General features: G+C 71.3%; 20 protein-coding genes. 7 read left to right on the top strand and 13 right to left on the bottom strand.

Annotated elements, in window-relative coordinates; all coding sequences use genetic code 11:
• Positions 1-3 precede the first annotated feature (3 nt).
• From D3P35_RS15155 to D3P35_RS15125, 7 genes are all read right to left on the bottom strand, one after another.
• Positions 4-1,794: an adenine deaminase gene (locus D3P35_RS15155; protein ID WP_118135583.1), complete on the bottom strand. Its 1,791-nt coding sequence runs from the start codon at positions 1,792-1,794 to the stop codon at positions 4-6.
• An 8-nt stretch (positions 1,795-1,802) separates the two neighbouring features.
• On the bottom strand, positions 1,803-2,831 hold the full coding sequence (locus D3P35_RS15150; protein WP_118135582.1) for an ABC transporter ATP-binding protein: 1,029 nt from the start codon (positions 2,829-2,831) through the stop codon (positions 1,803-1,805).
• A complete protein-coding gene (locus D3P35_RS15145) occupies positions 2,824-3,603 on the bottom strand; it encodes an ABC transporter permease (protein WP_118135581.1) in 780 nt (259 codons plus the stop codon). Before D3P35_RS15145 ends, D3P35_RS15150 begins: the two co-directional genes overlap by 8 nt.
• A complete protein-coding gene (locus D3P35_RS15140; protein ID WP_118135580.1) occupies positions 3,603-4,427 on the bottom strand; it encodes an ABC transporter permease in 825 nt (274 codons plus the stop codon). The genes D3P35_RS15145 and D3P35_RS15140 overlap by 1 nt, the downstream gene beginning before the upstream one ends.
• Before the next feature lie 72 nt (positions 4,428-4,499).
• Positions 4,500-5,522: a PotD/PotF family extracellular solute-binding protein gene (locus tag D3P35_RS15135; protein WP_198670637.1), complete on the bottom strand. Its 1,023-nt coding sequence runs from the start codon at positions 5,520-5,522 to the stop codon at positions 4,500-4,502.
• Positions 5,519-6,547 (bottom strand): LacI family DNA-binding transcriptional regulator, encoded by a 1,029-nt coding sequence (locus tag D3P35_RS15130; protein WP_118135579.1) that lies wholly within the window; start codon positions 6,545-6,547, stop codon positions 5,519-5,521. The genes D3P35_RS15135 and D3P35_RS15130 overlap by 4 nt, the downstream gene beginning before the upstream one ends.
• A gap of 172 nt (positions 6,548-6,719) precedes the next feature.
• Positions 6,720-7,370, bottom strand: a complete 651-nt coding sequence (locus D3P35_RS15125) for a GntR family transcriptional regulator (RefSeq protein ID WP_118135642.1) — start codon at positions 7,368-7,370, stop codon at positions 6,720-6,722.
• 281 nt (positions 7,371-7,651) lie between these two features.
• Between D3P35_RS15125 and D3P35_RS15120 the strand changes: the two genes are divergently transcribed.
• The 7 genes from D3P35_RS15120 to D3P35_RS15090 all read left to right on the top strand — a co-directional run bounded on the left by D3P35_RS15120 (position 7,652) and on the right by D3P35_RS15090 (position 15,570).
• Positions 7,652-9,259: an ABC transporter substrate-binding protein gene (locus D3P35_RS15120; RefSeq protein WP_118135578.1), complete on the top strand. Its 1,608-nt coding sequence runs from the start codon at positions 7,652-7,654 to the stop codon at positions 9,257-9,259.
• Positions 9,259-10,206, top strand: a complete 948-nt coding sequence (locus tag D3P35_RS15115) for an ABC transporter permease (RefSeq protein ID WP_118135577.1) — start codon at positions 9,259-9,261, stop codon at positions 10,204-10,206. The genes D3P35_RS15120 and D3P35_RS15115 overlap by 1 nt, the downstream gene beginning before the upstream one ends.
• Complete coding sequence (locus D3P35_RS15110) at positions 10,206-11,075, top strand: ABC transporter permease (RefSeq protein WP_118135576.1); 870 nt, start codon at positions 10,206-10,208, stop codon at positions 11,073-11,075. Before D3P35_RS15115 ends, D3P35_RS15110 begins: the two co-directional genes overlap by 1 nt.
• A 2-nt stretch (positions 11,076-11,077) precedes the next feature.
• On the top strand, positions 11,078-12,037 hold the full coding sequence (locus D3P35_RS15105; RefSeq protein ID WP_118135575.1) for an ABC transporter ATP-binding protein: 960 nt from the start codon (positions 11,078-11,080) through the stop codon (positions 12,035-12,037).
• On the top strand, positions 12,034-13,041 hold the full coding sequence (locus D3P35_RS15100) for an ABC transporter ATP-binding protein (protein WP_118135574.1): 1,008 nt from the start codon (positions 12,034-12,036) through the stop codon (positions 13,039-13,041). The genes D3P35_RS15105 and D3P35_RS15100 overlap by 4 nt, the downstream gene beginning before the upstream one ends.
• A gap of 22 nt (positions 13,042-13,063) precedes the next feature.
• Positions 13,064-14,650 (top strand): gamma-glutamyltransferase family protein, encoded by a 1,587-nt coding sequence (locus tag D3P35_RS15095; RefSeq protein WP_118135573.1) that lies wholly within the window; start codon positions 13,064-13,066, stop codon positions 14,648-14,650.
• Between the two features lie 95 nt (positions 14,651-14,745).
• Positions 14,746-15,570 (top strand): sulfite exporter TauE/SafE family protein, encoded by an 825-nt coding sequence (locus D3P35_RS15090; RefSeq protein WP_118135641.1) that lies wholly within the window; start codon positions 14,746-14,748, stop codon positions 15,568-15,570.
• A 659-nt stretch (positions 15,571-16,229) separates the two neighbouring features.
• Here D3P35_RS15090 and D3P35_RS15085 read toward each other — a convergent pair.
• The 6 genes from D3P35_RS15085 to D3P35_RS15060 all read right to left on the bottom strand — a co-directional run bounded on the left by D3P35_RS15085 (position 16,230) and on the right by D3P35_RS15060 (position 21,675).
• Positions 16,230-17,042: an aspartate dehydrogenase gene (locus D3P35_RS15085; protein WP_118135572.1), complete on the bottom strand. Its 813-nt coding sequence runs from the start codon at positions 17,040-17,042 to the stop codon at positions 16,230-16,232.
• A complete protein-coding gene (locus D3P35_RS15080; RefSeq protein ID WP_118135571.1) occupies positions 17,029-17,730 on the bottom strand; it encodes an ABC transporter ATP-binding protein in 702 nt (233 codons plus the stop codon). Before D3P35_RS15080 ends, D3P35_RS15085 begins: the two co-directional genes overlap by 14 nt.
• The gene (locus D3P35_RS15075; protein WP_118135570.1) at positions 17,730-18,485 is read right to left on the bottom strand and encodes an ABC transporter ATP-binding protein; all 756 of its coding nucleotides are present in this window, start codon (positions 18,483-18,485) and stop codon (positions 17,730-17,732) included. The genes D3P35_RS15080 and D3P35_RS15075 overlap by 1 nt, the downstream gene beginning before the upstream one ends.
• Positions 18,482-19,507 (bottom strand): branched-chain amino acid ABC transporter permease, encoded by a 1,026-nt coding sequence (locus tag D3P35_RS15070; protein WP_118135569.1) that lies wholly within the window; start codon positions 19,505-19,507, stop codon positions 18,482-18,484. Before D3P35_RS15070 ends, D3P35_RS15075 begins: the two co-directional genes overlap by 4 nt.
• The gene (locus D3P35_RS15065) at positions 19,500-20,420 is read right to left on the bottom strand and encodes a branched-chain amino acid ABC transporter permease (protein WP_198670643.1); all 921 of its coding nucleotides are present in this window, start codon (positions 20,418-20,420) and stop codon (positions 19,500-19,502) included. The genes D3P35_RS15070 and D3P35_RS15065 overlap by 8 nt, the downstream gene beginning before the upstream one ends.
• A gap of 85 nt (positions 20,421-20,505) precedes the next feature.
• Complete coding sequence (locus D3P35_RS15060) at positions 20,506-21,675, bottom strand: ABC transporter substrate-binding protein (RefSeq protein WP_118135567.1); 1,170 nt, start codon at positions 21,673-21,675, stop codon at positions 20,506-20,508.
• Positions 21,676-21,678 lie beyond the last annotated feature (3 nt).

Here is a 21,678-nt window from a genome sequence, read left to right as displayed (position 1 = left end):
GCCTCAGGCCGCTCCCAGCACCGGCCCCAGCACCGGGCTCACCAGCACCGTGCCGCGGCTGACATCGGCAATGCCGAGGTCGGTCTGGTGCGGCCCCGCGTTGCACGCGAGCGTGGCGCCGAAACAGGCCTTGAACACGAGGTAGGGCGGCGCCCAGTCCACCACCGCGTCCATCGCGGCGCGCAGGGCGGCGAAGCCCTCGGCCACCTCGGCCAGCGGCCGGTCGGAGACGAGGCCCGAGAGCGGCAGCGCCACCTGCGCCACCACTTCGCCGCCGCGCGCCACGGCCATGCCGCCACCTGCCGCGATCACCGCGTTCGCCGCCGCGGCCATGTCCTCCGGCTCGGCGCCGAAGGTGGTGAGGTTGTGCCCGTCATGCGCCACGGTGGTGCAGAAGGCGCCGCGCCAGGCGCCCCAGCCGGTGAGATAGCCCACCCGCATGCGCGCCTGCGCCCGCCCGTGGCGGTGCATCACCGCAAGGCGCGTGGCGCCCTCGGGCAGCTGCACCTCGCCGGCCAGCACCTCGGCCTCCACCTCGCCCCAGCGGGTGAAGCGCGGCCGGTCGATGGTGGCGAGGCGGATGCGCGCGCCCTCGGCCCGGGTGGTGAAGGCCGCCGCCTCCTGCGCCGGCACCTGCACCGAGCCGCGCAGGGGCGTGTCGTCGGTATCCGCCTGCGGCGCGGTGAGGCGGCCCGCCTCCGACACCACGCGCCCGCTTGCGAGCACCGCGCGGGTGGCGAAGCCCTCGAGATCCTCGAAGAGCACGATATCGGCGCGCCGGCCGGGGGCGATGAGTCCGAGGTCGTGCCGGCCCAGCCGCCGGGCGGCGTTCAGCGTGGCGGCCTGCAGGGCCTGGCCGGCCGGCATGCCGTAGGCCGTGAGGCGGCGCACCACGTCGTCGAGCCCGCCGGCGCGGTGCAGGTCGTCGGGGAACACGTCGTCGGTGCACAGGGTCACGGTCTGCGGCAGGGCGGGCAGGGTGGCGAGGGCCGCCACCAGCTCGGGCAGCAGGTGGTCATGCGAGCCGCGCAGCTCGATGGTGAGCCCGGCGCGCAGCTTCTCCAGCAGGTCCGGCCCCGAGACCAGCTCATGGTCCGAGCCGATGCCGGCGGTGACGAAAGCCTGCAGCTCCGCGCCCTCGAGGCTGCGGGCATGGCCGCAGACCAGCTTGCCCGCCGCGAGCCCGGCGCCGACGATGCCGGCCATGCGCGGGCTCTGGTCGATCACGCCGCGCATGTCCATCACCTCGGCGATGCCGGCGATGCCGGGGCGGGCGAGCAGGCCCTGCATCACCTCCGGGTCGAAATCGGCGCCCGATGTCTCCAGCCCCGGGGCGGAGGGCACGCAGGAGGGGGCAAGCACGAGGAAGCGCAGGTCCGTCGCCGCGGCAGCATCGAGCGCCCAGTCCACCCCCGCGATCCCGTGCACGTTGCCGAACTCGTGCGGGTCCCACACGCAGGTGGTGACACCGCGCGGCAGCACGGCGCGGGCATATTCCGCCGGGGTGACCATCGAGCTCTCGACATGCATGTGCGTGTCGATCAGCCCGGGGGAGAGGAAGGCGCCGGCGGCGTCGATCACCCGGGCCGCGTCACTGCGGGTGCCCTGCGGATGCACCGAGGCGATGAGCGGGCCGACGAGCCCCACATCCGCCGGGCGGGCCTCGCCTGTCACCATGTCGATGAGCGTGCCGCCGGTGATGAGCACATCGAAAGGCGCGTCGCCGCGGGCGGCGGCAACGGCGCGGGCCCGCAGGGCGGGGGTGTTCAGCTCCGGTTCGGGGCGCGGGGTCATGGCGCGGCTCATCCCAGGCGGGGGAGCACGGCGGCGCGGGCGGCCGGCAGGTCGAACGCCACCTTCGCGCCGATGCCGTGCATCGCGAGGCTCGCGGGCGCATCGGCCTTGATGCGGCCGAGCGGGCTGTCGAGCAGATATTCCCGGCTCTCGCCGGCGAAGGACACGCCCAGCACCTCGCCCTCGAACGGGCCGGTGCCGAGGGTGACGGCGCCCGGCCGCCAGGCGAGGCCGGCGGCTCCGGCCGGCACATCGCCCGAGACCGGCACCAGGCCGGCGGGCGTGTCGAGCTTGCCGTCGCGCAGGCCGAGCACGGTCTCGAAGCCGACGAACTCGGCCACGAAGCCGGAGGCCGGGCGGTTCCAGATCTCCTCCGGCGTCGCGAGCTGCTCGATGGCGCCGCCGCGCATCACCACGATACGGTCGGCCAGCGCCAGCGCCTCGCCCTGGTCATGGGTGACGAAGATCATCGTGATGCCGGAGGCCTTCTGCACCCGCTGCAGCTCGGCGCGCATCTCGAGGCGCAGGCGGGCGTCGAGGTTTGACAGCGGCTCGTCGAGCAGCAGCAGCTTGGGCTCCATCACCAGCGAGCGGGCAAGCGCCACGCGCTGCTGCTGGCCGCCGGAAAGCTCGGCCGGCTTGCGGGCGGCGAGGTGGTCGAGCCCCACGGTGCGCAGCCCCTCGGCCACCTTCGCCTCCACCGCGGCGCGCGGCTCACGCCGCAGGCGCAGGCCGAAGGCCACGTTCTCGAACACCGAGAGATGCGGGAACAGCGCGTAGGACTGGAAGACGAGGCCGATCTCGCGCTTGTTGGCCGGGCGGCGGGTGATGTCGGCGCCCTCGAGCCGGATGGTGCCGGAGCGCGGCTCCAGCAGGCCGGCGATGGCGCGCATGGTGGTGGTCTTGCCGCAGCCCGAGGGGCCGAGCAGGGCGATCAGCTCGCCGCGCTTCACCGTGAGGTCCAGCGCGTCCACCGCGACCGTGTCGCCATAGGCGAGGGTGAGGCGCTCGAGCGCGAGGCAGGTATCGTCAGACATAGCGAGAGAATCCCAGGAAGCGTTCGGCGAGGAAGACGATGCCGATCGACATGAAGGCGAGCAGCGCCGAGAGGGCGGCCACCGAGGGGTCGTAGTTGATTTCCATGTAGCCCAGCATGTCGATGGGCAGGGTGCGCACGCCGGGGCCGGAGAGGAACAGCGACACCGGCACCTGGTTGAAGCTGGTCACGAAGCCGAGGATGAACGCCGCGAGGATGCCGCCGCGGATGTTGGGCAGCACCACCCGGAAGAAGGCGCCGGAGCGGGTGCAGCCCAGCAGCACCGCGGCCTCCTCGATGTCCGAGCGCAGGTTTCCGAGGCTGGCCGAGACCACGCGCACCGCGTAGGGCAGCACCAGCGCGGTGTGGGCGCAGAACAGCGCCAGCATCACCGGCACCCCGGCCGGGATCACGAGGTAGCGCAGCAGCGCGAGGCCCACGATGATGCCCGGCACGATGATGGGGGCCGAGACCACGGTGCGCACGGTCTCGGAGAAGGGCAGCCGGTAGCGGTTGAGCGCATAGGCGGCCGGGACCCCGAGGGCGAGCGCCGCGAGCGTGCCGAAGATGGCGAGGAACATCGAGGTGGCGAAGCTCTCGCGGAAGCTCTCCACCGTGAACACCTTCGCCACCCATTTCAGCGACAGGCCCTGCGGCGGGAAGGCGAGCGAGTTGCCGGCCGAGAGCGAGGCCGCGATGATGATCAGGAACGGCCCGATGAGGAAGGCGAGCACGAGGCCCAGCACGAGGACCGTGGAGAGGTTGCGTTTCATCAGCGCCCCCGGGCGCGGGCCAGCCGCTTGAGCAGGAGATTGGCGGAAAAGCTCATCACGATGAGGATCATCGCGATCACGGCGGCGGAGGCGAAGTCATTGGCCACCGTAACCCGCTGGTAGAGCAGGGTTTCGAGCATCAGCACCTTGGAGCCGCCGAGGATGGCCGGCGTGATGTAGGCGGTGAGCGAGCCGGTGAACACCAGCGTGCCGCCGATCACCAGCCCCTCCTTCGTCAGCGGCAGGATCACCCGGGTGAACACCTGCAGCCAGCTTGCCCCCAGCACGCGGGCGGCGGGCACCGCGTCGCGCGGCATGTTCTCGAGCGCCGAGATCAGCGAGATGATCATCAGCGGCAGGAAGAGCTGCAGCAGGCCGATGAACACCGCCGTCTCGGTGAAGAGGAAGCGGATGGGCTCGTCGGTGAGCCCCACGAGGGTGAGCGCCTGGTTCACGAAGCCGGTGCGCCCGAGGATGACCAGCCAGGCATAGGTGCGCGCCACCGGCGAGATCATCAGCGGCAGCACCACGAGGCCGAACACCCGGCCGCGGTTTGCCGGCGAGAGGTTCACGATGGCATAGGCCGCGGCATAGCCGATGACGGCCGCCACCAGTGTCACCAGCGCGCCGAGCTTGAGCGTGCGCAGGAACACCGCGCGGTTGAGGGGCGAGGAGAAGAACTCCACGTATGGCGTGAGCGAGAACCCCGCCGCGCCGCGAAACCCCTCCGACAGCAGGATCGCCACCGGCACGAGGAACACCACGCAGGCGAAAACCGCCGCCGGCAGCGCCAGCGCGAGCCCTTCGCGTCTGTTCTGGAACATGTCTCGACCTCTCCCCGCACAGGGGGGCGCGCCCCGGGCAGCGGGGCACGCCTTTCTTTTCACTTCAGGTGGTTACTGGCCGACCTTCGCATTCCAGTCGGAGAGCCAGCCCTCGCGGTTGTCGAGCCAGACATCGGCGGGGATCAGGTCGAGGCTGTCGACCGTCTCGGCGCCGTAGGTGAGGTTGTCGGCCACCTCGGGCGAGACCTCGACCTCGGCGTTCGCCGGGCTGTCGACCAGCCCCTCGGCCAGCGCGGTCTGGATCGGGGTGGAGAGCCAGTAGTCCATGAACTCGAGCGCCAGCTCGCGGTTGCTCGAGCCCTTGGTGACGACCATCACGTTCATGCCGCCGGTCTGGCCTTCCTCGGGCGTGGCCCAGGCGATGGGCAGGTCCATGTCGGCGAAGCCCTTCCAGGCGAAGCGGCCGATGGGTGCCGCCCAGATCTCTTCCTGCTGCATCAGCTGCACGAGCTGGGAGGAGCGCACGTAGAAGGTCACCACGTCGTCGCGCTTCTCGCCCACTTCCGAGATGGCGCCGGCGAGGGTGGGGTCGCTCTCGCCCATGGCCTTGCCGAGCATCCACAGCGCCGGGGGGCCCTGGTTGGTGGTCACGTTCGGGAAGGCGACCTGGCCCTTGAGCTCGTCGGAGAACAGGTCGGCCCAGCTGTCGACCGTCACCTTGTCGGAGCGGTAGACGATGGAGGTGGCGTAGAAGGTGTAGCCCACGGCCGTGCCGTCGCCCAGCGGGTCCTTGGCGATGTCGTAGAGCTTGTCGTAGTTGGAGAGCTTCGAGGTGTCGATGGTGTCGATCAGCCCGGCGCGGTTCGCGGCCAGCGCGTCATGGGTGGAGAGCACCGCCATGTCGATGACCGGGCCTTCGCGATTGGCTTCCATCTTGGCGAGACGCTCGACGCTGTTGCCGGTCTCCACCACCACCTCGCAGCCGCACTGCTCCTCGAAGGGCTTGTAGAGGATCTCGGAGAACTCGTCCTGGGCGAAGCCGTAGACGGAGATGGTGAGGGTGCGGTCGGCGGCCTGGGCGGCCAGCGTGCCGCAGGCCAGCGCCGTGGCGGCGAGCAGGGTGGAACGGATCATGTCGGTTTTGCTCCTTCTGTTGGACAGGTTCTTGCCGCGCGGGGCGCCGCGGCGGACTGGCGGACCACGAGGCGCATCGGCACGCCGCCGGGCGGCACGGCCGATGCGGTCTCGGGATGCTCGATCATGCGCAGAAGCTCGTCGACCGCGTGGCGCGCGATGGTCGGCATGTCCTGGTGCAGCGTGGTGAGCCCGGGGGTGACCACGCCGGCCCAGACCATGTCGTCGAACCCGGTCACGGAGACATCCTCCGGCACGGCGAGCCCGGCGCTCTGCAGCTCGGTGAGGGCGCGCAGGGCGATGAGGTCGCTCACCGAGGCGAAGGCGGTGGCGCCTCCCGCCGCGAGGGCCGCGAGGCCGAGGGGGGCGCCCGGCGCGCGCCCCGGGCCCTCGGCCCAGAGCAGCGTATGGCGCGCACCGGCCGGCAGGGCCGAGCGCATGCCGGAGATCCGGTCGTTCTGCACGTTGGAGGCGGCACTGCCGCCGATCAGCACGAAATGCCGGTGGCCCAGCCCCGCGAGATGGCCGATCACCTGCCGCCCGCCGCCCCAATGGTCGGCCGAGACGGTGTTGCCGGGGGTGGAGGGCGTGTCGATCACCGCCACGGGCAGGCCGATCTCGCCCACCCGCGTGCCGCGCCGCGGCACCACGATCAGCCCGTCGGCACCGCGCTCCATCAGCCGGCGGATGGCCTGGGTCTGCTCGGTGACATCGCCGCGCGAATCCGCGATCAGCACCCCGTAACCGGAAGTGGCGGCCGCCGCCTCCACCGCCTGGGCGATCTTGGGAAACAGCGGGTTGGCGATATCCGCCAGCACCAGCCCCAGCACGCCCGAGCGCCCGGTGCGCAGCGCCCGCCCGGTGAGGCTGGGCACGTAGCCGCGCGCCAGGGCGGTGGCGCGGATGCGCTCGCCCAGCTCCTCCGACACGCGCCCCTTACCCGAGATCGCGTTCGACACGGTCGCGACCGAAACGCCGAGCTCGGCGGCGATATCCTTGAGGCTGGCGCGGGGTCGGGTGCTCATCGGCCTGTCGCGGCTAGGTTAAACGATTAACCCGCAATGGCGGTGCAGGAGCGGATTGTCAAGGCCGGATGCTGCGCGGCGGCGGCGGGCAGGCCTGCGGCAAGCGGACATGCTGCGGGCCCGGGGCGGGCGAGTCAACCGCCGCGGGCGGGCAGGGCGCGGGCGGAGGGCCTCAGCCCGCCCGCTCGCGCGCCATGCGGGTGACCAGCAGCATCGAGGCCGCGATATGTCCGCGCATGGCGCGGTGGGCCGCCTCGCCATCCTCCGCGAGGATGGCCTCGAGAATGCCGCGGTGCTCGGCCTGGCTGCTCTCCAGCCGGGCGGCGGCGGCGCGGAACTGCGCCTCGCGCCAGGGCAGGGTGCGCATGCGCAGCACCTGGGTGGCGGCGTCGAGCGCGCGGTTGTGCGCCCCGCTGCAGATGGCGGCGTGGAAGCGGGCGTTCAGGCCCGAGTAGGCCGCGTGGTCGCCGTCGCGCACCGCGCCGTCGGCCTCCTCCACCGTGGCGGCGAGCCGGTGGCGCTCGATCGCGGTCATGCGCAGGGCGGCCATGCGGGCGCAGAGCGCCTCCATCTCGCCGAGCGCCTCGAAGAGATCCTCCAGCATGGGCACGTCGGTGCGGCGCACGACGAAGGCCCGCCGCGGCCCGCGCTCGGCCAGCCCCGAGATGCTCAGGTGTTGCAGCGCCTCGCGCACCGGCGTGCGCGACACGCCGAATTCCGCCGCCAGCGGCACCTCGTTCAGCGCATCCCCGGGCCCGAGCTGCCCTTCCACGATGCGCCGCACCAGCTCGGCGTAGATGACCTCGGCGGTCCTGACCGTCACTTTCGTATCCATTCGTGCCATTGGTATATTTTCAGTTGATTATGTATACATAACTGCGCAATCTGTCGGCATGAAATCAACAGCGATGCCCTGAGCGAGGGGGTCGCGGGTCATTCCTCACCGCAATGCACGCGCTCTCCGCCCCGCGGGGAAGGGCGGGTTTGCGGCGGGCTGCGCCCCGCGCCTCTGCCAAGGAGTGTCGACACAACGTCCAAGAGCGGATCGATCCGCCGGACACAACTCCCGGGAGGAGACGAAATGTCGACAGGAGAGGTAAAACAATGGACAAGATCGATCACAAGAAGGTCCTTGCCACCCGGATAGCCGCAGGCCTCGGCCGGCGCGCGGTGCTCAAGGGCATGGGGGCGGGGCTGCTGACCACGGCCGCATCCGGCCTCGCGCCGCGGCTGGCCTCGGCCCAGTCCGGCGGGCATATCACCATCGCCGCACTCAACCACATCGACACGCTGGACCCGCATTTCACCGGCTTTCTCGCCGCGATCCAGGTGATCAACAACATCCACAACGGCCTGCTGAAGATCGTCTATGACGGCAAGGCGGTCACCTTCGAGCCCGATCTCGCCGAGAGCTGGGAGCTGCTCGACGACGTGACCCATGTCTTCAAGCTGCGCGAGGGCGTGACATTCCACGACGGCACGCCGTGCGACGCGGAAGCGGTGAAATTCTCGCTGCTGCGCGTGAAGGAGGGCGAGCCCGCCTCGCCGCATGCCTGGAAGCTCTCGCTGCTCGAGACCATCGAGATCCAGGACCCGCTCACCATCAAGCTCACCTTCTCCAAGCCCTACGCCTTCCTGCCGGTGGCGCTCAACGGCTCCACGGGCCGCGCGGGCACCATCGTGAGCCCGGCCGCGGTGCAGAAATACGGCGCCGACTACGGGCGCAACCCGGTGGGCACCGGGCCGTTCAGGTTCGTCTCCTGGCGCGAGAACGACGCCATCGAGCTCGAGAAGAACCCCGACTACTTCGAGGAGGGCCTGCCCAGGCTCGACCGCGCCACCTGGAAGCTGATGAAGGAGCCCTCCTCCGCCGTGGCCGCGCTGATGGCGGGGCAGGTGGACGGGATGACCGACTGCCCGATGCAGCTCGTCTCCCAGGTCGACGCCTTCCCCGGCGCCACGCTCTACGGCGAGATCGAGGGCAACTACACCTTCGTGGGCATGAACACCCGCAAGGCGCCCTTCGACGACATCAACCTGCGCCGCGCCGTGGCCTGGGCGCTCGACCGCGAGACCCTGCTCAAGCAGGCCTATTTCGGCCGCGCCATCCAGGCCTTCACCCCGATCTCCCCGCCGATGACCGGCTTCTACGACCCCGAGATCGCCTCCTCCGGCCGCGGCCAGTGGTTCGACCTCGACAAGGCGAAGGAATTCCGCGCCAAGGCGGCGAACCAGGGCGAGATCGAGGCGGTCTACATGATGTCCGAGCGCGGCCCCGTGGGCACCCGCGTCGCCCAGACCGTGGCGCCGATGCTGGCGCAGATCGGCATCAAGGCAAAGCTGGAGCTGATCGAGCCCGCCACCTGGGTGCAGCGCCGCAACGCCGGCGACTTCGACCTGTTCGACTTCGAATGGGTGGCCGACCTCGACCCCGACGAGACGCTCTTCCCGGAGTTCAAGTCGGGCGGCGCGTGGAACTTCCCCGGCTGGTCCTCGCCCGAGTTCGACGAGCTCTGCACCCAGGCCCAGGTGGTGCTCGACGTGCCGAAGCGCGCCGAGCTCTACCACAAGGCGGAGGACATCCTGATGGACGAGGCGCCCATCGCCATGATGGCGCACATGCCGGTCTACAAGGTGCTGTCCACCAAGGTGCAGGGCTTCCAGTACATCCCCGCCGACCTGCTCAACCTGCACACGGTGAGTATCGGCTGATGCTGCTGATGGCCTTGAAGAAGGTCCTGCAGACGGTGTTCGTGCTGTTCATCGTCTCTGTCGCCAGCTTCAGCCTGCTGAAGCTGGCGCCGGGGGACCCGGTGGAGATCATGCTGGGCTCCGAGTATTCGGCCGAGGCGCATGCCGCCCTCGTCCGCCAGCTCGGGCTCGACCAGCCGCTGGTGACGCAATACCTCGACTGGCTGGGGAATTTCGTCACCGGCGACTGGGGCACCTCCTATATCGCGCGCGCCGACATCTTCACCTATGCCTTCGTGGAGGCCCTGCCGGTGACCCTCACGCTCGCGGCCTTCTCGCTGGGGCTCGCGGTGGTGCTGGGCGTGCCGCTGGGCGTGCTCTCGGCGGTGAAGAAGGACACGGCCTGGGACGCGGGCGCGGCGGTCTTCGCCCTCACCGGCACGGCCTTCCCCTCGTTCTTCCTCGGCATCCTGCTGATCTGGGTGTTCGGGGTGAAGTTCGGCCTGTTCCCGGTGATGGGCTTCGTGCCCCCCTGGGAAGATTTCTGGGGCGGGCTCTACCACATGATCCTGCCCGCGCTCACGCTCTCGACCTATTTCATCGCCATGATCGTGCGCCTCACCCGGGCCACGCTGGTGGAGGTGCTGGCCCAGCCCTATATCGCCGCCGCGCGGGCGCGGGGCGAGCCGGGCTGGCGGGTGGTCTGGGTGCACGGGCTGCGCAACATCGCGATGCCGCTAGTGACCATCATCGGGCTGCAGCTCGGCACGCTGCTGCAGGGCGCGGTGCTCACCGAGACGGTGTTCTCCCTGCCCGGGGCGGGGCAGATGATCACCTCCGCGGTGCTGGGGCGCGAATACGGCGTGGTGCAGGCCGGCGTGGTGATGACCGCGACGCTCTTCGTGCTGGTGAACCTCGCGGTCGACCTCGCCTATCCCTTCCTCGACCCCCGCCTGAGGCCGCGCTGATGACCGATACCGCAACCGTGGCCCCGCGCGCGCGCCGCCGCAGCACCTCGATGCTGCGCCGCCGGCCGTTCTTCACCCTCGGCCTCGCGGTGGCGCTCGCCTTCGCGCTGGCGGCGATCTTCGCTCCTTACGTGGCGCCCTACGACCCCACCTTCCAGGACATCGAGTTCATGATGACCGGGCCGGGCGCGCAGCACTGGCTGGGCACCGACAGCTACGGCCAGGACATCCTGAGCCGCATCATCTTCGGCGCGCGCTACGCGCTCGCCATCGGCCTGTGCTCGGTGGCCATCGGCGCGCTCGGCGGGCTGGTGATCGGGCTCGCGGCGGGGCTCTCGGACGGGCTGGTGGAATGGCTGCTGATGCGGCTGATCGACTCGATCCTCGCCATGCCCTCGCTGATCATGGCCGTGGCCTTCATCGCCATTCTCGGCCAGGGGGTGGACAAGGTGATCATCGCCGTGGGCATCGCGATGATCGGCCCCTTCGCGCGCACCGTGCGCGCCGACGTGATGCAGGTGCGCGTGCAGCTCTTCGTCGAGGCGGCGGGGCTGATGGGCGTGGCGCGGCTGCGCATCATCTGGCGCCACATCCTGCCGAACGTGGTCTACCCGCTCGCCGTGCAGGTGACCATCCGCATCTCCGAGGCGATCCTCGTCTCCTCCTCGCTCTCCTTCCTCGGCATCGGCGTCACCCCGCCCACGCCGGACTGGGGGCTGATGATCGCCGAGGGCCGCGGCTTCGTGAGCTTCGCGGCCTGGATGTCGGGCATGCCCGGCGCCGCCCTCGCCATCCTGCTCATCGCGCTGTCGCTGGTGGGCGACGGCATCCGCGAGGAGTTCGACCCCAAGCTGCGTGACGGAGCCTGAGCATGCAGACAAGCACGGCAGACCCGCTCCTGAGCGTGAGCGGCCTCACCCTGCACCGCGGCGCGCGGCGCATCCTCGACGGTGTCGACCTCTCCCTCGGCCGGGGCGAGACCCTCGCGCTGGTGGGCGAGAGCGGCGCCGGCAAATCCACCATCGCCGTGGCGCTGATGGGCCTGCTGCGCCCCTCGGAGGCGCGCATCGAGGGCCGGGCCGAGCTTGCGGGGGAGGGCGACCTTTTCGGCCTGCCGGAGCGGCGCTGGAGCGGGCTGCGCGGCGGCCGGCTCGCCATGGTGTTCCAGGACGCGGGCGCCGCCCTCAACCCCTGTTTCACCGTGGGCAGCCAGCTCACCTCGGTGCTGCGCCGCAAGCTCGGGCTGGGCCGGGCGGCGGCGCGGGCGCGGGCGGTGGAGCTGCTCGACAGCGTGGGCATCAACGATGCCGCCGCCCGGCTCTCGGCCTATCCGCACCAGCTCTCGGGCGGCATGCAGCAGCGGGTGATGGTGGCGATAGCGCTTGCCTGCAACCCCGACCTGCTGTTCGCCGACGAGCCCACCTCCGCCCTCGATGTCACCATCCAGGCGCAGATCGTGCGGCTGATCCTCGACCAGACCCGGGCGCGGGGGGCGAGCTGCATCTTCGTGCTGCACGACCTCGCCCTTGCCAGCCAGTCCTGCGACCGGATCGTGGTGCTCTACGCCGGCCAGGTGATGGAGGCGGGCAGCAGCGCCGAGGTGCTGAAGGCCCCGCGCCACCCCTACACCAGGCTGCTGAAATCCTGCGTGCTCGAGATCGGCACCGCCCGGCTGGAGCCGCCCGCGGGCGGTGTTCCGCCCTGGGAGGAGATGCCCGCCGGCTGCCGCTTCGCCTCGCGCTGCCCGCGCGCCCTGCCGCGCTGCGCGGGCGAGAAGCCGCCGCTCACGCAAGAGGGAGGGCGGGCGCTGGCCTGCTGGAACCCCGAATGAGCGCGCCCCTCGCACAGGCCGCAGCGCCCGCGGCCCCGGTCTTCGAGCTGCTCGACGTGGAGAAGGTCTACCAGGTCACCCGGCCCGCCGGCTTCCTGCGCCGCGAAACCCGCGGGCTCGCCGCCCTCGACGGGGTGCGGCTACGGGTGCCCGGCGGCTCCTCCACCGCGCTGGTGGGCGAGAGCGGCTCGGGCAAGTCGACGCTGCTGCGCGTGCTCCTCGGCCTCACCCGGCCCACCAACGGCCAGGCGCTCTACCGCGGCCGGCCGATCGCGGAGGCCCGCGCCGCCGCCGCCTCCGGCTTCACCCGCGACGTGGCGATGATCTACCAGGACGCCCGCGGCTCGCTCAACCCGCGCATGGCGGTGGCCGATCTCGTGGCCGAGCCGCTGCGTCATTTCGGCCTGTGCACCGCGGCCGAGCTGCCCGCCCGGGTGGCGGAGCTGCTGGCCCGCGTCGGCCTGCCGGGGGATGTGGCACAGCGCTACCCCGCCGCCCTCTCCGGCGGCCAGGTGCGGCGCGTGGCCATCGCCCGGGCGCTGGCGGCCGAGCCGAGCGTGCTGGTGGCCGACGAGGCGGTCTCCGGCCTCGATGTCTCCACCCAGGCGCAGCTCCTCAACCTGCTCGCCGACCTCAAGGAGAGCATGGGCCTCACCCTGCTGTTCATCACCCATGACCTCGGCGTCGCGAGCTATCTCTGCGAGCGCATCGCCATCATGTATCTCGGTCGCATCGTCGAGGCCGGACCCACCAACGCGGTGCTGGAGGCCCCGGCCCATCCCTACACCGCCGCCCTGCGCGCGGCCTCGCCGCAGTTCTTCGCGCCCATCGCCGAGCCGCTGCCCGGCGAGATCCCCAGCCCGGTGGACCTGCCGCCGGGCTGCCGTTTCGCCTCGCGCTGCCCGCGCGCCGAGGCCGATTGCCAGGGCACCGACCCCGCCCTTACCAGCCTCTCACCGGGGCGGACGGCCGCCTGCCTCCACCCTCTCGCCACCGGCGCCTGACCGCGCCAGAAGGACCCCTCGAATGCACGACTTCTTCTCCACCGCCCGCCCCACCACGCTTGCGCGCGACGCGATGATCGCCACCTCGCACCCTCTCGCCACCGCGGCCGGGCTCGAGATCCTCGCCGCCGGGGGCCACGCGGTGGATGCTGCCCTCGCCGCCGTCTCGGTGCAGAGCGTGGTCGACCCGCTGATGACCGGCATCGGCGGCGACTGTTTCGCGATCTACGCGCCCAAGGGCGGCGCCCCGGTGGCGCTCAACGGCTCGGGCCGCGCGCCGGCCGCCGCCAGCGTGGCGGCGCTGAAGGAGCTGGGCCTCGAGGGCGAGATCCCCCAGACCAGCCCGCATTCCATCACCGTGCCCGGCGCGGTCTCGGCCTGGTGCCGGCTGCACGGAGACCACGGCCGCCTGCCGCTCGCCCGCGTCTTCGCGCGGGCCATCTCCTACGCGGAGGAGGGCTTTCCGGTCACCCCCCGCGTGGCGCAGGACTGGGCGGCGAACGCGGCGCTGATCGGCGCCGACCCGCATGCGGCAGCGGTGTTCCTGCCCGAGGGCACGCCCCCCGCCGTGGGCCAGCGCATGCGCCATCCGCTGCTCGGCGCCCGCCTGCGCGAGATCGCGGAGAAGGGCACCGCGGGCTTCTACGAGGGCGAGACCGCGGCGGCCATGGTCGCCCACCTGCGCAGTCTCGGCGGCCTGCACACCGAGGAGGATTTCGCCGAGGGCGCCGCGGCGGCCGAATACGTGGAGCCGATCTCCGCCAGCTACCGCGGCCACGAGGTGTTCGAGTGCCCGCCCAACGGCCAGGGCCTCGCCGCCCTGCTGATCCTGCGCATTCTCGAGGGTTTCGACCTCGGCCCCGACGTGCCCCTCGCCGACCGCATCCATCTGCATGCGGAGGCGACCAAGCTCGCTTATCACCACCGCGACGCGCTGCTGGGCGACCCCGCGGGCTGCCCCGGCCTCACCGAGAAGCTGCTGAGCGAGGAGGTGGTCGCCACCCTGCGCGCCCGCATCGACCCCGCCCGCGCCGGCACGCCCGCGCTCTGGGACGAGCCGGAGCACCGCGACACGATCTACCTCTGCGTGGTCGATGCCGAGGGCAACGCGCTCTCCTTCATCAACTCGATCTTCCACGGTTTCGGCTCCACCCGGCTCGACCCCGCGACCGGCGTGCTGTTCCACAGCCGCGGCGCCTCCTTCCGGCTGATCGAGGGGCACCCGAACGCCATCGGCCCGCGCAAGCGGCCCATGCACACCATCATCCCCGGCATGCTGCGCGGGCCCGAGGGCGTGATGCCCTTCGGCGTGATGGGCGGGCATTACCAGGCGGCGGGGCACGCGGCCTTCCTCTCCGGCGTGATCGACCTCGGGCTCGAGCTGCAGCCGGCGATGGACGCGCCGCGCCATTTCGCCTTCGGCGGCGTGCTGGAGCTGGAGCCCACCGTGCCGCAGGCGGTGCGCGACGAACTCGCCGCGCGGGGCCACGAGATCCGCGTGGCGGCAGCACCCATCGGCGGCTCGCAGGCGATCCTCGCCGAGGCGGGCGCGGGCCTGCTGCGCGGCGGCTCCGACCCGCGCAAGGACGGCTCCGCCCTCGGGTTCTGAGCGCGGCCTTCCGCCTGCTCCGGTGGACATTTGCCCCCGGAGCAGGCAAGGAGCATCCGTCCCGATCTGTCTCCTCAATTCACGGAGTGGCCGACGTGCCCGAACTCTCTGTTCTCCTTCCGCTGCTCGGGGTCCTTCTGGCCGTGGGCTTCTTTGCCGGCATCGTCGCGGGCCTGCTGGGTGTAGGTGGGGGGATCGTTCTCGTCCCGGTGTTCTACTGGGTGTTCGCAAGCCTCGGCCATGTGCCCGACCAGCTCATGCAGATCTGCGTGGCGACCTCGCTGGGCACGATCGTGTTCACCTCGATCCGCTCTGTTCTCAGCCATGCCAGGCGCGGCGCCGTCGATTTCACCATCCTGCGGCAGTGGGGGCCGGGCATCGTGATCGGCTCAGCGCTCGGCGTGGTGATCGCGGCGGGGCTGAAGTCGCACATGCTGATGCTGGTCTTCGGCGTGCTCGGCTGCATCGTGGGCGTCTACATGGCGCTGGGGCGCGAGCACTGGCGGCTGGGGCAGAGCATGCCGGGCCTGCTGGGGCGGTCGATCGCGAGCCCGGTGATCGGGTTTCTCTCGGTGCTGATGGGCATCGGTGGCGGCTCCTTCGGCGTGCCGCTGATGACGCTCTACAACCAGCCCATCCACCGGGCGGTGGCCACGGCGGCAGGCTTCGGCGTGCTGATCGCGGTGCCGTCCTTCATCGGCTTCCTGCTCACCGGCTGGGGCATCGAGGACAAGCCGCCCTTCACCGTGGGCTACGTGAACATCCCGGCCTTCGTGATCGTGGTGGCGATGACGCTGATCTCCGCGCCCATCGGTGTGCGGCTGGCGCATGCGCTGCCGGCGAAACCGCTGAAGCGGATCTTCGCGGTGTTCATCTTCCTTATGGCGGTGAACATGCTGGTGAAGGCGCTCGGCGCCTGAAGCCCGACCCGGGCGAGGCGCCCGGCCCGGAACAAGGCACGCAGTGCCGCCGGGCCAGCGCCCGTCCGCCCCCAGGGGCGGGCGCTTCGTCGACAGAAGCGCTCACGCCTGAACTCGGCAGAAACTTGACCATGAAACACGTGGCAAAGGCCGGGCAGCGCCCACCCACGGACGGGCACCGGCCCTCTGTTACGCCGGGGAGCGCTCCGGCAGAAACCCACGTTTCCACCGGCATGCGCGAGGCACCCGGCCCGGAATCAAGGCGCGCAGCGCCGCCGGGCCAGCGCCCGCCCGCCCCCAGGGGCGGGCGCTTCGTCGACAGAAGCGCCTACGCCCGAGCTCGATAGCATGGTCACCATAAAACGCGTGGCACGGGCCGGGCCGCACCCACCCAAGGACGGGCGCCGGCCCTCTGTTGCGAAGAGGTGCGCTCCGGCAAAAGCCCACGTTTCCACCGGCATGAGCGAAGCACCCGGCCCGGAATCAAGGCGCGCAGCGCCGCCGGGCCAGCGCCCGTCCGCCCCCAGGGGCGGGCGCTTCGTCGACAGAAGCGCTCACGCCTGAACTCGGCAGCAACGTCACCATGAACCGCGGGGCACAGGCCGGGCAGCGCCCACCCGCGGACAGGCGCCGGCCCTCTGTGGCGAGGGGTGGCCGCCTCAGACCGCCAGAACCGCCACCCGGTTCTCCACCATCCGCACGAGGTTCAGCGCGGTCATGGCGGAGGATTTGGGGTTGTCCGGCAGGGGGGCGTTCTCGAAGGTCATGTCCATGCGCCCGAAGGCGCCGGAGGCCACGATGCGGTGGCTGTTGAGCACGGCCCCGGGGTCGGCCACCATCACCACCTCGGTGCGGTCGAGCCCGAGGCCCGCCAGCGAGGAAATCACCGCCACGTTGGCGTTCTTGGGATAGGCATCGGCGGCGGCCCGCGCGCTGCCGCGGAAGAACTCCAGCGGCCCGGCGAGGGTGGCGAGGTCGCAGGCCTGCTCCGCCGGGGTGCCGGCCCAGGCCAGCGCCGGCTTGGTGACGAAATGCTCCACCCGCTCCAGCCCCATCAGCGCGGCGGCGCCGAGCGCGTCGATGCCGCCGAGCGCGCCGGGCGGCACGACGATCTGCGCGCCGGAGCGCTCGGCCCGCGCCAGCAGGTCGGCGAGGAAGGCGTCATCGACGAAGGCGGAGGTGGAGGAGACGGCGAAGGCCGGGGCCGCCAGCAGCGCCGCCTCCGCCCAGATGGCCACGGAAGCCCGCCCGGCCGCCTCGATCACCATGTCGAGGGAGAGGGCGGCGAGCGCCTCCGGCCGGTCGATCAGCCGGGTGACCTCGGGCAGGCCGGCGCGCGGGCGGGAGGCGTCGCTCACCGCGACGGCGACGAGCTCAACCCCCGGCCGTTCGGCGAGCATCCGCCCCACCGTGGCGCCGATCGCGCCCCAGCCGATGAGGGCGATGCGGAACGGGTGCTCAGAGGCCGACATAGCGCTGCACCTCCGCCGCGTCGCGCTCCAGCTCGGCCGAGCTGCCCTGCCACACCGTGCGGCCCTTCTCGATGATGTAGTGCCGGGTGGCGAGGCGCTTGAGCACCGCGAGGTTCTTGTCGATGAGCAGGATGGACTGGCCCTCCGCCTTCAGCGCCCGGATGCAGGCCCAGATCTCGGCGCGGATCACCGGGGCGAGGCCCTCGGTCGCCTCGTCGAGGATGAGCAGGCGCGGGTTGGTCATCAGCGCGCGGCCCACGGCGAGCATCTGCTGCTCGCCGCCCGAGAGCGTGCCGGCCACCTGGGCCGCGCGCTCGCGCAGCCGGGGGAAGAGGGCGTAGACCCGCTCCAGCGTCCAGGGGTCGGGGCGCTTCAGCCGGTTCGCCGCGGTCGCGACGAGGTTTTCGCGCACGCTGAGCGTGGGGAACACCTGTCGCCCCTCGGGCACCAGCCCCACGCCGAGCCGGGCCACCGCCTCGGGCGTGGCCCCGGCCACCGGGCGCGCGCCGAGCGTGATCTCGCCGGAGAGCGGGGTCATCAGCCCCATCACCGAGCGCACGGTGGTGGTCTTGCCCATGCCGTTGCGCCCGAGCAGGGTGACCACCTCGCCCTCGCCCACGCGCAGGGAGACATCGTAGAGCACCTGGCTCGCGCCATAGGCGGCCTGCAGGTTGGAGACATCGAGCATCAGGCTTCCTCCCCCTCGCCGAGATAGGCCTCGCGCACCGCCGGGTTCTCGCGGATCGCGCCCGGCAGGTCGGTCGCGATGATCCGGCCGTAGACCAGCACCGACACCCGGTCGGCAAGGGCGAAGACCGCGTCCATGTCATGCTCGACCAGCAGCATGCCGCAGCGGCTCTTCAGCCCGGCCAGCATGCCGATCATCGCCTGGCTTTCCACGTGGCCCAGCCCCGCCATCGGCTCGTCGAGCAGCAGCAGCCGGGGCTGCTGGGCGAGGGCGGTGACCAGCTCGAGCTGCTTGCGCTCGCCGTGGCTGAGCTCGGAGACCGTGACCCCCGCGCGCCCCTCCAGCCCGGTGCCGGCGAGCGCGCGGCGCGCCTCGGCGGTGAGGCTCTCGTCGCGGCGGATGTCGCGCCAGAAGCGGAAGGAGTGGCCGCGGCCCACGTCGAGCGCCATGGCGACGTTCCACAGCACCGTCTCCTCGTCGAGCAGGCAGGTGACCTGGAAGGTGCGCGCGAGGCCCATGCGGGCGCGCTCGGGGGCGGAGAGGGCGGTGACCTCCGCCCCGTCGATGGCGATGCTTCCCTCGTCGGGCGCAAGCTCGCCGCAGAGCTGGTTGATGAGGGTCGACTTGCCGGCGCCGTTCGGGCCGATCAGGGCGTGGATCTCGCCGGGCACGACGTCGAGCGTCACGTGGTCGGTGGCGGTGAGGCCGCCGAAGCGTTTCACCAGGCCGGTCACCTGCAGGAGCGGAGCGGTCATTTCTGCCTCCCGGGCAACAGGGCGCCGAGCGCCACGATCAGCGCGCGCACCCCGCCGCGCGCCCGCATCACCACGAAGAGCAGCACCAGCCCGAGGCCGAGCTGCCAGTACTCGGTCCAGGAGGCGAGCAGCGTCTCGAGCACGAGATAGGCCGCAGCCCCGATCAGGGGCCCGAAGAGCGTGCCCACGCCGCCGAGGATCACCATGATCAGCAGCTCGCCCGACTTGGTCCAGTGCATCATGTCCGGGCTCACGAAGCGCAGGAAATTGGCCATCAGCGCGCCCGCGAGCCCCGCCCCCATCCCCGAGAGCACGAAGGCCACCAGCCGGTAGCGGTAGGGGGCGACGCCGAGCGCCACCATGCGCCGCTCGTTCTGCCGCAGCCCGTTGAGCACGTTGCCGAAGGGCGAGCGGATGAGCCGCGCGAGACCGGCGAAGAACAGCGCCGCGATGCCGAGGCAGACATAGTAGACCACCTCCTTGTCGCGCATGTTCAGGCCCGGCAGCTCGTTGGTGCGGCGGATGATCAGCCCGTCATCGCCGCCGTAGGCCTTGAGCGAGACGAAGAGGAAGAACAACATCTGCGCGAAGGCCAGCGTGATCATGATGAACTGCACGCCCCCGGTGCGCAGCGACAGCGCGCCGATCACCGCAGCGAAGGCCCCCGCCACCAGCACCGCGGCGGGCAGGGTGATCAGCATCTGGTTGCTGCCGGGGACGAGGCCGAGGAACAGCGTCTCGTCGGAGTAGTTCTGGTAGAGGATGCCCACCACGTAGCCGCCGATGCCGAAGAAGGCGGCGTGGCCGAAGCTCACCAGCCCGCCGTAGCCGAGGATGAAGTTCAGGCTCGCCGCCGCGATGCCGTAGATCAGGATGCGGGTGACCAGCGAGGTGAGCGCCGGGTAGCCGAGGGCCGAGGCCAGCGTGGGCAGGGCCGCCAGCACCACCAGGGCCGCGAGGGCCCGGAGCAGCGGCGCGCGGCCGGGCGCCTGCGCGCCGTGGGTGAGGTCGATGTCAGCCATTGCCGGCGAAAAGTCCCTTGGGCTTCACGAGAAGGACGATGGCCATGAGCAGGTAGATGCCCATGGAGGAGATGCCGATGCCGAGCGCGTCGGCCTCCGGGCCCGCCATCACCTGGCGCAGCAGGCCGGGCAGGTAGGCGCGCAGGCAGGTGTCGATGACACCGAGCGCGAGGCTCGCCACGAAGGCGCCGCGGATCGAGCCCACGCCGCCGATCACCACCACCACGAAGGTCGAGAGCAGGATCTGCTCACCCATGCCCACCTGCACCGCCATCACCGGGCCGGAAATGAACCCCGCGAGGCCCGCGAGCAGTGCCCCCAGCCCGAACACCACCGTGTAGAGCAGCCGGATGTCGACGCCGAGCGCGCGCACCATCTCGCGGTTGGTCGAGCCGGCGCGCACCAGCATGCCGATGCGCGTGCGGTTGATCAGCGCCCAGAGCCCCAGCGCCACGAGCAGGCCCACGGCGATGATCGCCAGCCGGTAGGGCGGGTAGAACAGCCCCGGCAAGAGCTCCACCGAGCCCGAGAGCGCCTCGGGCATGGCGGTGTAGAGCGGCTGTCGGCCGAAGATCAGGGTGACGAGCTGGTTTGCCATCAGCAGGATGGCGAAGGTGGCGAGCACCTGGTCGAGGTGGTCACGCGCGTAGAGGCGGCGCACCACCAGCGCCTCGATCGCGACACCGGTGAGCGCGGCGGCGCCGAGGGCTGCGGGAATGCCGAGCCAGAACGAGCCGGTCTGCGCCGCCACCCAGGTGCCGGCATAGGCGCCCACCATGTAGAGCGAGCCATGGGCGAGGTTGATCACCCCCATGATGCCGAAGATCAGCGTGAGCCCGGCGGCGAGCAGGAACAGCATCACGCCGAACTGCAGGCCGTTGAGCAATTGCTCGAGCAGGAGGGTCATGGGCAGGGGCTCCCGGAGAGGCGAGGAAACGGGTGCGGGGGCCGGGCGCGCGGCCCGACCCCCCTGGCGCGGCGCGGAAGGCCGCGCCGGATCACATCTGGCAGTCTTCGGAGTAGAAGTCGCCGTAATTCTCCACCACCTTCGACTTGGTCTGGAGCATCGGCGTGCCGTCCGGGCCCGCGACCACCTCGAGGGCGAACCAGTCCTCCACCGGGTGCTGGTTCGGCCCGAAGGAGAAGTTGCCGCGCGGCGAGGCGAAATCGGCCGCCCGCAGCGCCTCGCGGAAGGCGTCCTCGTCGGCGATGTCACCGCCCGTGGCCTCCAGCGCGGAGGCATAGAGCAGCCCCACCTCGTAGCCCTGCTCGGCATAGGTGGTGATGGGCCGGTCGGCGCCGTAGGCCTGCTCCCAGGCGGCGACGAAGGTCTTGTTCGCCTCGTTGTCGAAATCCGCGTTCCAGTGCGAGCCCACGTTGATGCCGAGGGCCGCGTCACCCACCGCCTTCAGGATCACCGCGTCGAGCGAGGGCTCGGAGACCACCATCGGGATGGTGCCGAGCAGGCCCGCCTGCTGGTACTGGCGCATGAAGGCGATGCCGAGGCCGCCGGGGTGGAACTGGTAGACCATCGCCGGGTTGGCGGCGCGGATCTGCGCCATCTCGGCGGCGAAGTCGGTCTGGTCGAGGCGGGTGTAGATCTCGCCCGCGATCTCGCCCTTGAAGGTGCGCTTGAAGCCGGTGAGCGCGTCCTTGCCGGCCTGGTAGTTGGGCGCGAGGATGAAGGCATTCTCGTAGCCCAGCTCGTTGGCCACCAGCCCGCCGGATTCGTGCAGGCTGTCGTTCTGCCAGGCAATGGCGAAGTAGTTCTCGTGGCACTCCTCGCCGGCCATGTTCGACGGCGCGGCATTGGCGCTCACGTAGAAGCCGCCGTTGTCGACGATGTCGGGCACGGTGGCGCCGGCCACGTTGGAAAACACGATGCCGGTGAACAGCTTCACGTCCTCGTTGGTCATGAAGCGCTCGGCGATCTGCCGGCCCTGGCCGGGCTTCAGCGCGTCGTCCTCGACCATCAGCTCCACCGGCACGCCGCCCAGCGTGCCGTCCTTCATCGCGAGCGCGAACCCGTCGCGGATGTCCGCGCCGAGGTAGCCGGCCGGGCCGGAGAGGGTGGTGATCATGCCGATCTTCACCGGGTCGGCGGCGAAGGCGGGCAGGGCCGCGCCAAGCGCGGTCAGCATCAGGGCGGCTCGCAGGCTGGTCTTCATCTT

Origin of the sequence: Oceanicella sp. SM1341, from assembly GCF_003448965.1 — a bacterium.
GTDB lineage: Bacteria > Pseudomonadota > Alphaproteobacteria > Rhodobacterales > Rhodobacteraceae > Paroceanicella.
This window is presented reverse-complemented; position numbering and strand designations above follow the sequence as displayed.

Coding starts and splice junctions, on each gene's coding strand:
- D3P35_RS15155 (WP_118135583.1), bottom strand. CDS start 1,794: ATGACCCCGCGCCCCGAACCGGAGCTGAACACCCCCGCCCTGCGGGCC.
- D3P35_RS15150 (WP_118135582.1), bottom strand. CDS start 2,831: ATGTCTGACGATACCTGCCTCGCGCTCGAGCGCCTCACCCTCGCCTAT.
- D3P35_RS15145 (WP_118135581.1), bottom strand. CDS start 3,603: ATGAAACGCAACCTCTCCACGGTCCTCGTGCTGGGCCTCGTGCTCGCC.
- D3P35_RS15140 (WP_118135580.1), bottom strand. CDS start 4,427: ATGTTCCAGAACAGACGCGAAGGGCTCGCGCTGGCGCTGCCGGCGGCG.
- D3P35_RS15135 (WP_198670637.1), bottom strand. CDS start 5,522: ATGATCCGTTCCACCCTGCTCGCCGCCACGGCGCTGGCCTGCGGCACG.
- D3P35_RS15130 (WP_118135579.1), bottom strand. CDS start 6,547: ATGAGCACCCGACCCCGCGCCAGCCTCAAGGATATCGCCGCCGAGCTC.
- D3P35_RS15120 (WP_118135578.1), top strand. CDS start 7,652: ATGGACAAGATCGATCACAAGAAGGTCCTTGCCACCCGGATAGCCGCA.
- D3P35_RS15115 (WP_118135577.1), top strand. CDS start 9,259: ATGCTGCTGATGGCCTTGAAGAAGGTCCTGCAGACGGTGTTCGTGCTG.
- D3P35_RS15110 (WP_118135576.1), top strand. CDS start 10,206: ATGACCGATACCGCAACCGTGGCCCCGCGCGCGCGCCGCCGCAGCACC.
- D3P35_RS15105 (WP_118135575.1), top strand. CDS start 11,078: ATGCAGACAAGCACGGCAGACCCGCTCCTGAGCGTGAGCGGCCTCACC.
- D3P35_RS15100 (WP_118135574.1), top strand. CDS start 12,034: ATGAGCGCGCCCCTCGCACAGGCCGCAGCGCCCGCGGCCCCGGTCTTC.
- D3P35_RS15095 (WP_118135573.1), top strand. CDS start 13,064: ATGCACGACTTCTTCTCCACCGCCCGCCCCACCACGCTTGCGCGCGAC.
- D3P35_RS15085 (WP_118135572.1), bottom strand. CDS start 17,042: ATGTCGGCCTCTGAGCACCCGTTCCGCATCGCCCTCATCGGCTGGGGC.
- D3P35_RS15080 (WP_118135571.1), bottom strand. CDS start 17,730: ATGCTCGATGTCTCCAACCTGCAGGCCGCCTATGGCGCGAGCCAGGTG.
- D3P35_RS15075 (WP_118135570.1), bottom strand. CDS start 18,485: ATGACCGCTCCGCTCCTGCAGGTGACCGGCCTGGTGAAACGCTTCGGC.
- D3P35_RS15070 (WP_118135569.1), bottom strand. CDS start 19,507: ATGGCTGACATCGACCTCACCCACGGCGCGCAGGCGCCCGGCCGCGCG.
- D3P35_RS15060 (WP_118135567.1), bottom strand. CDS start 21,675: ATGAAGACCAGCCTGCGAGCCGCCCTGATGCTGACCGCGCTTGGCGCG.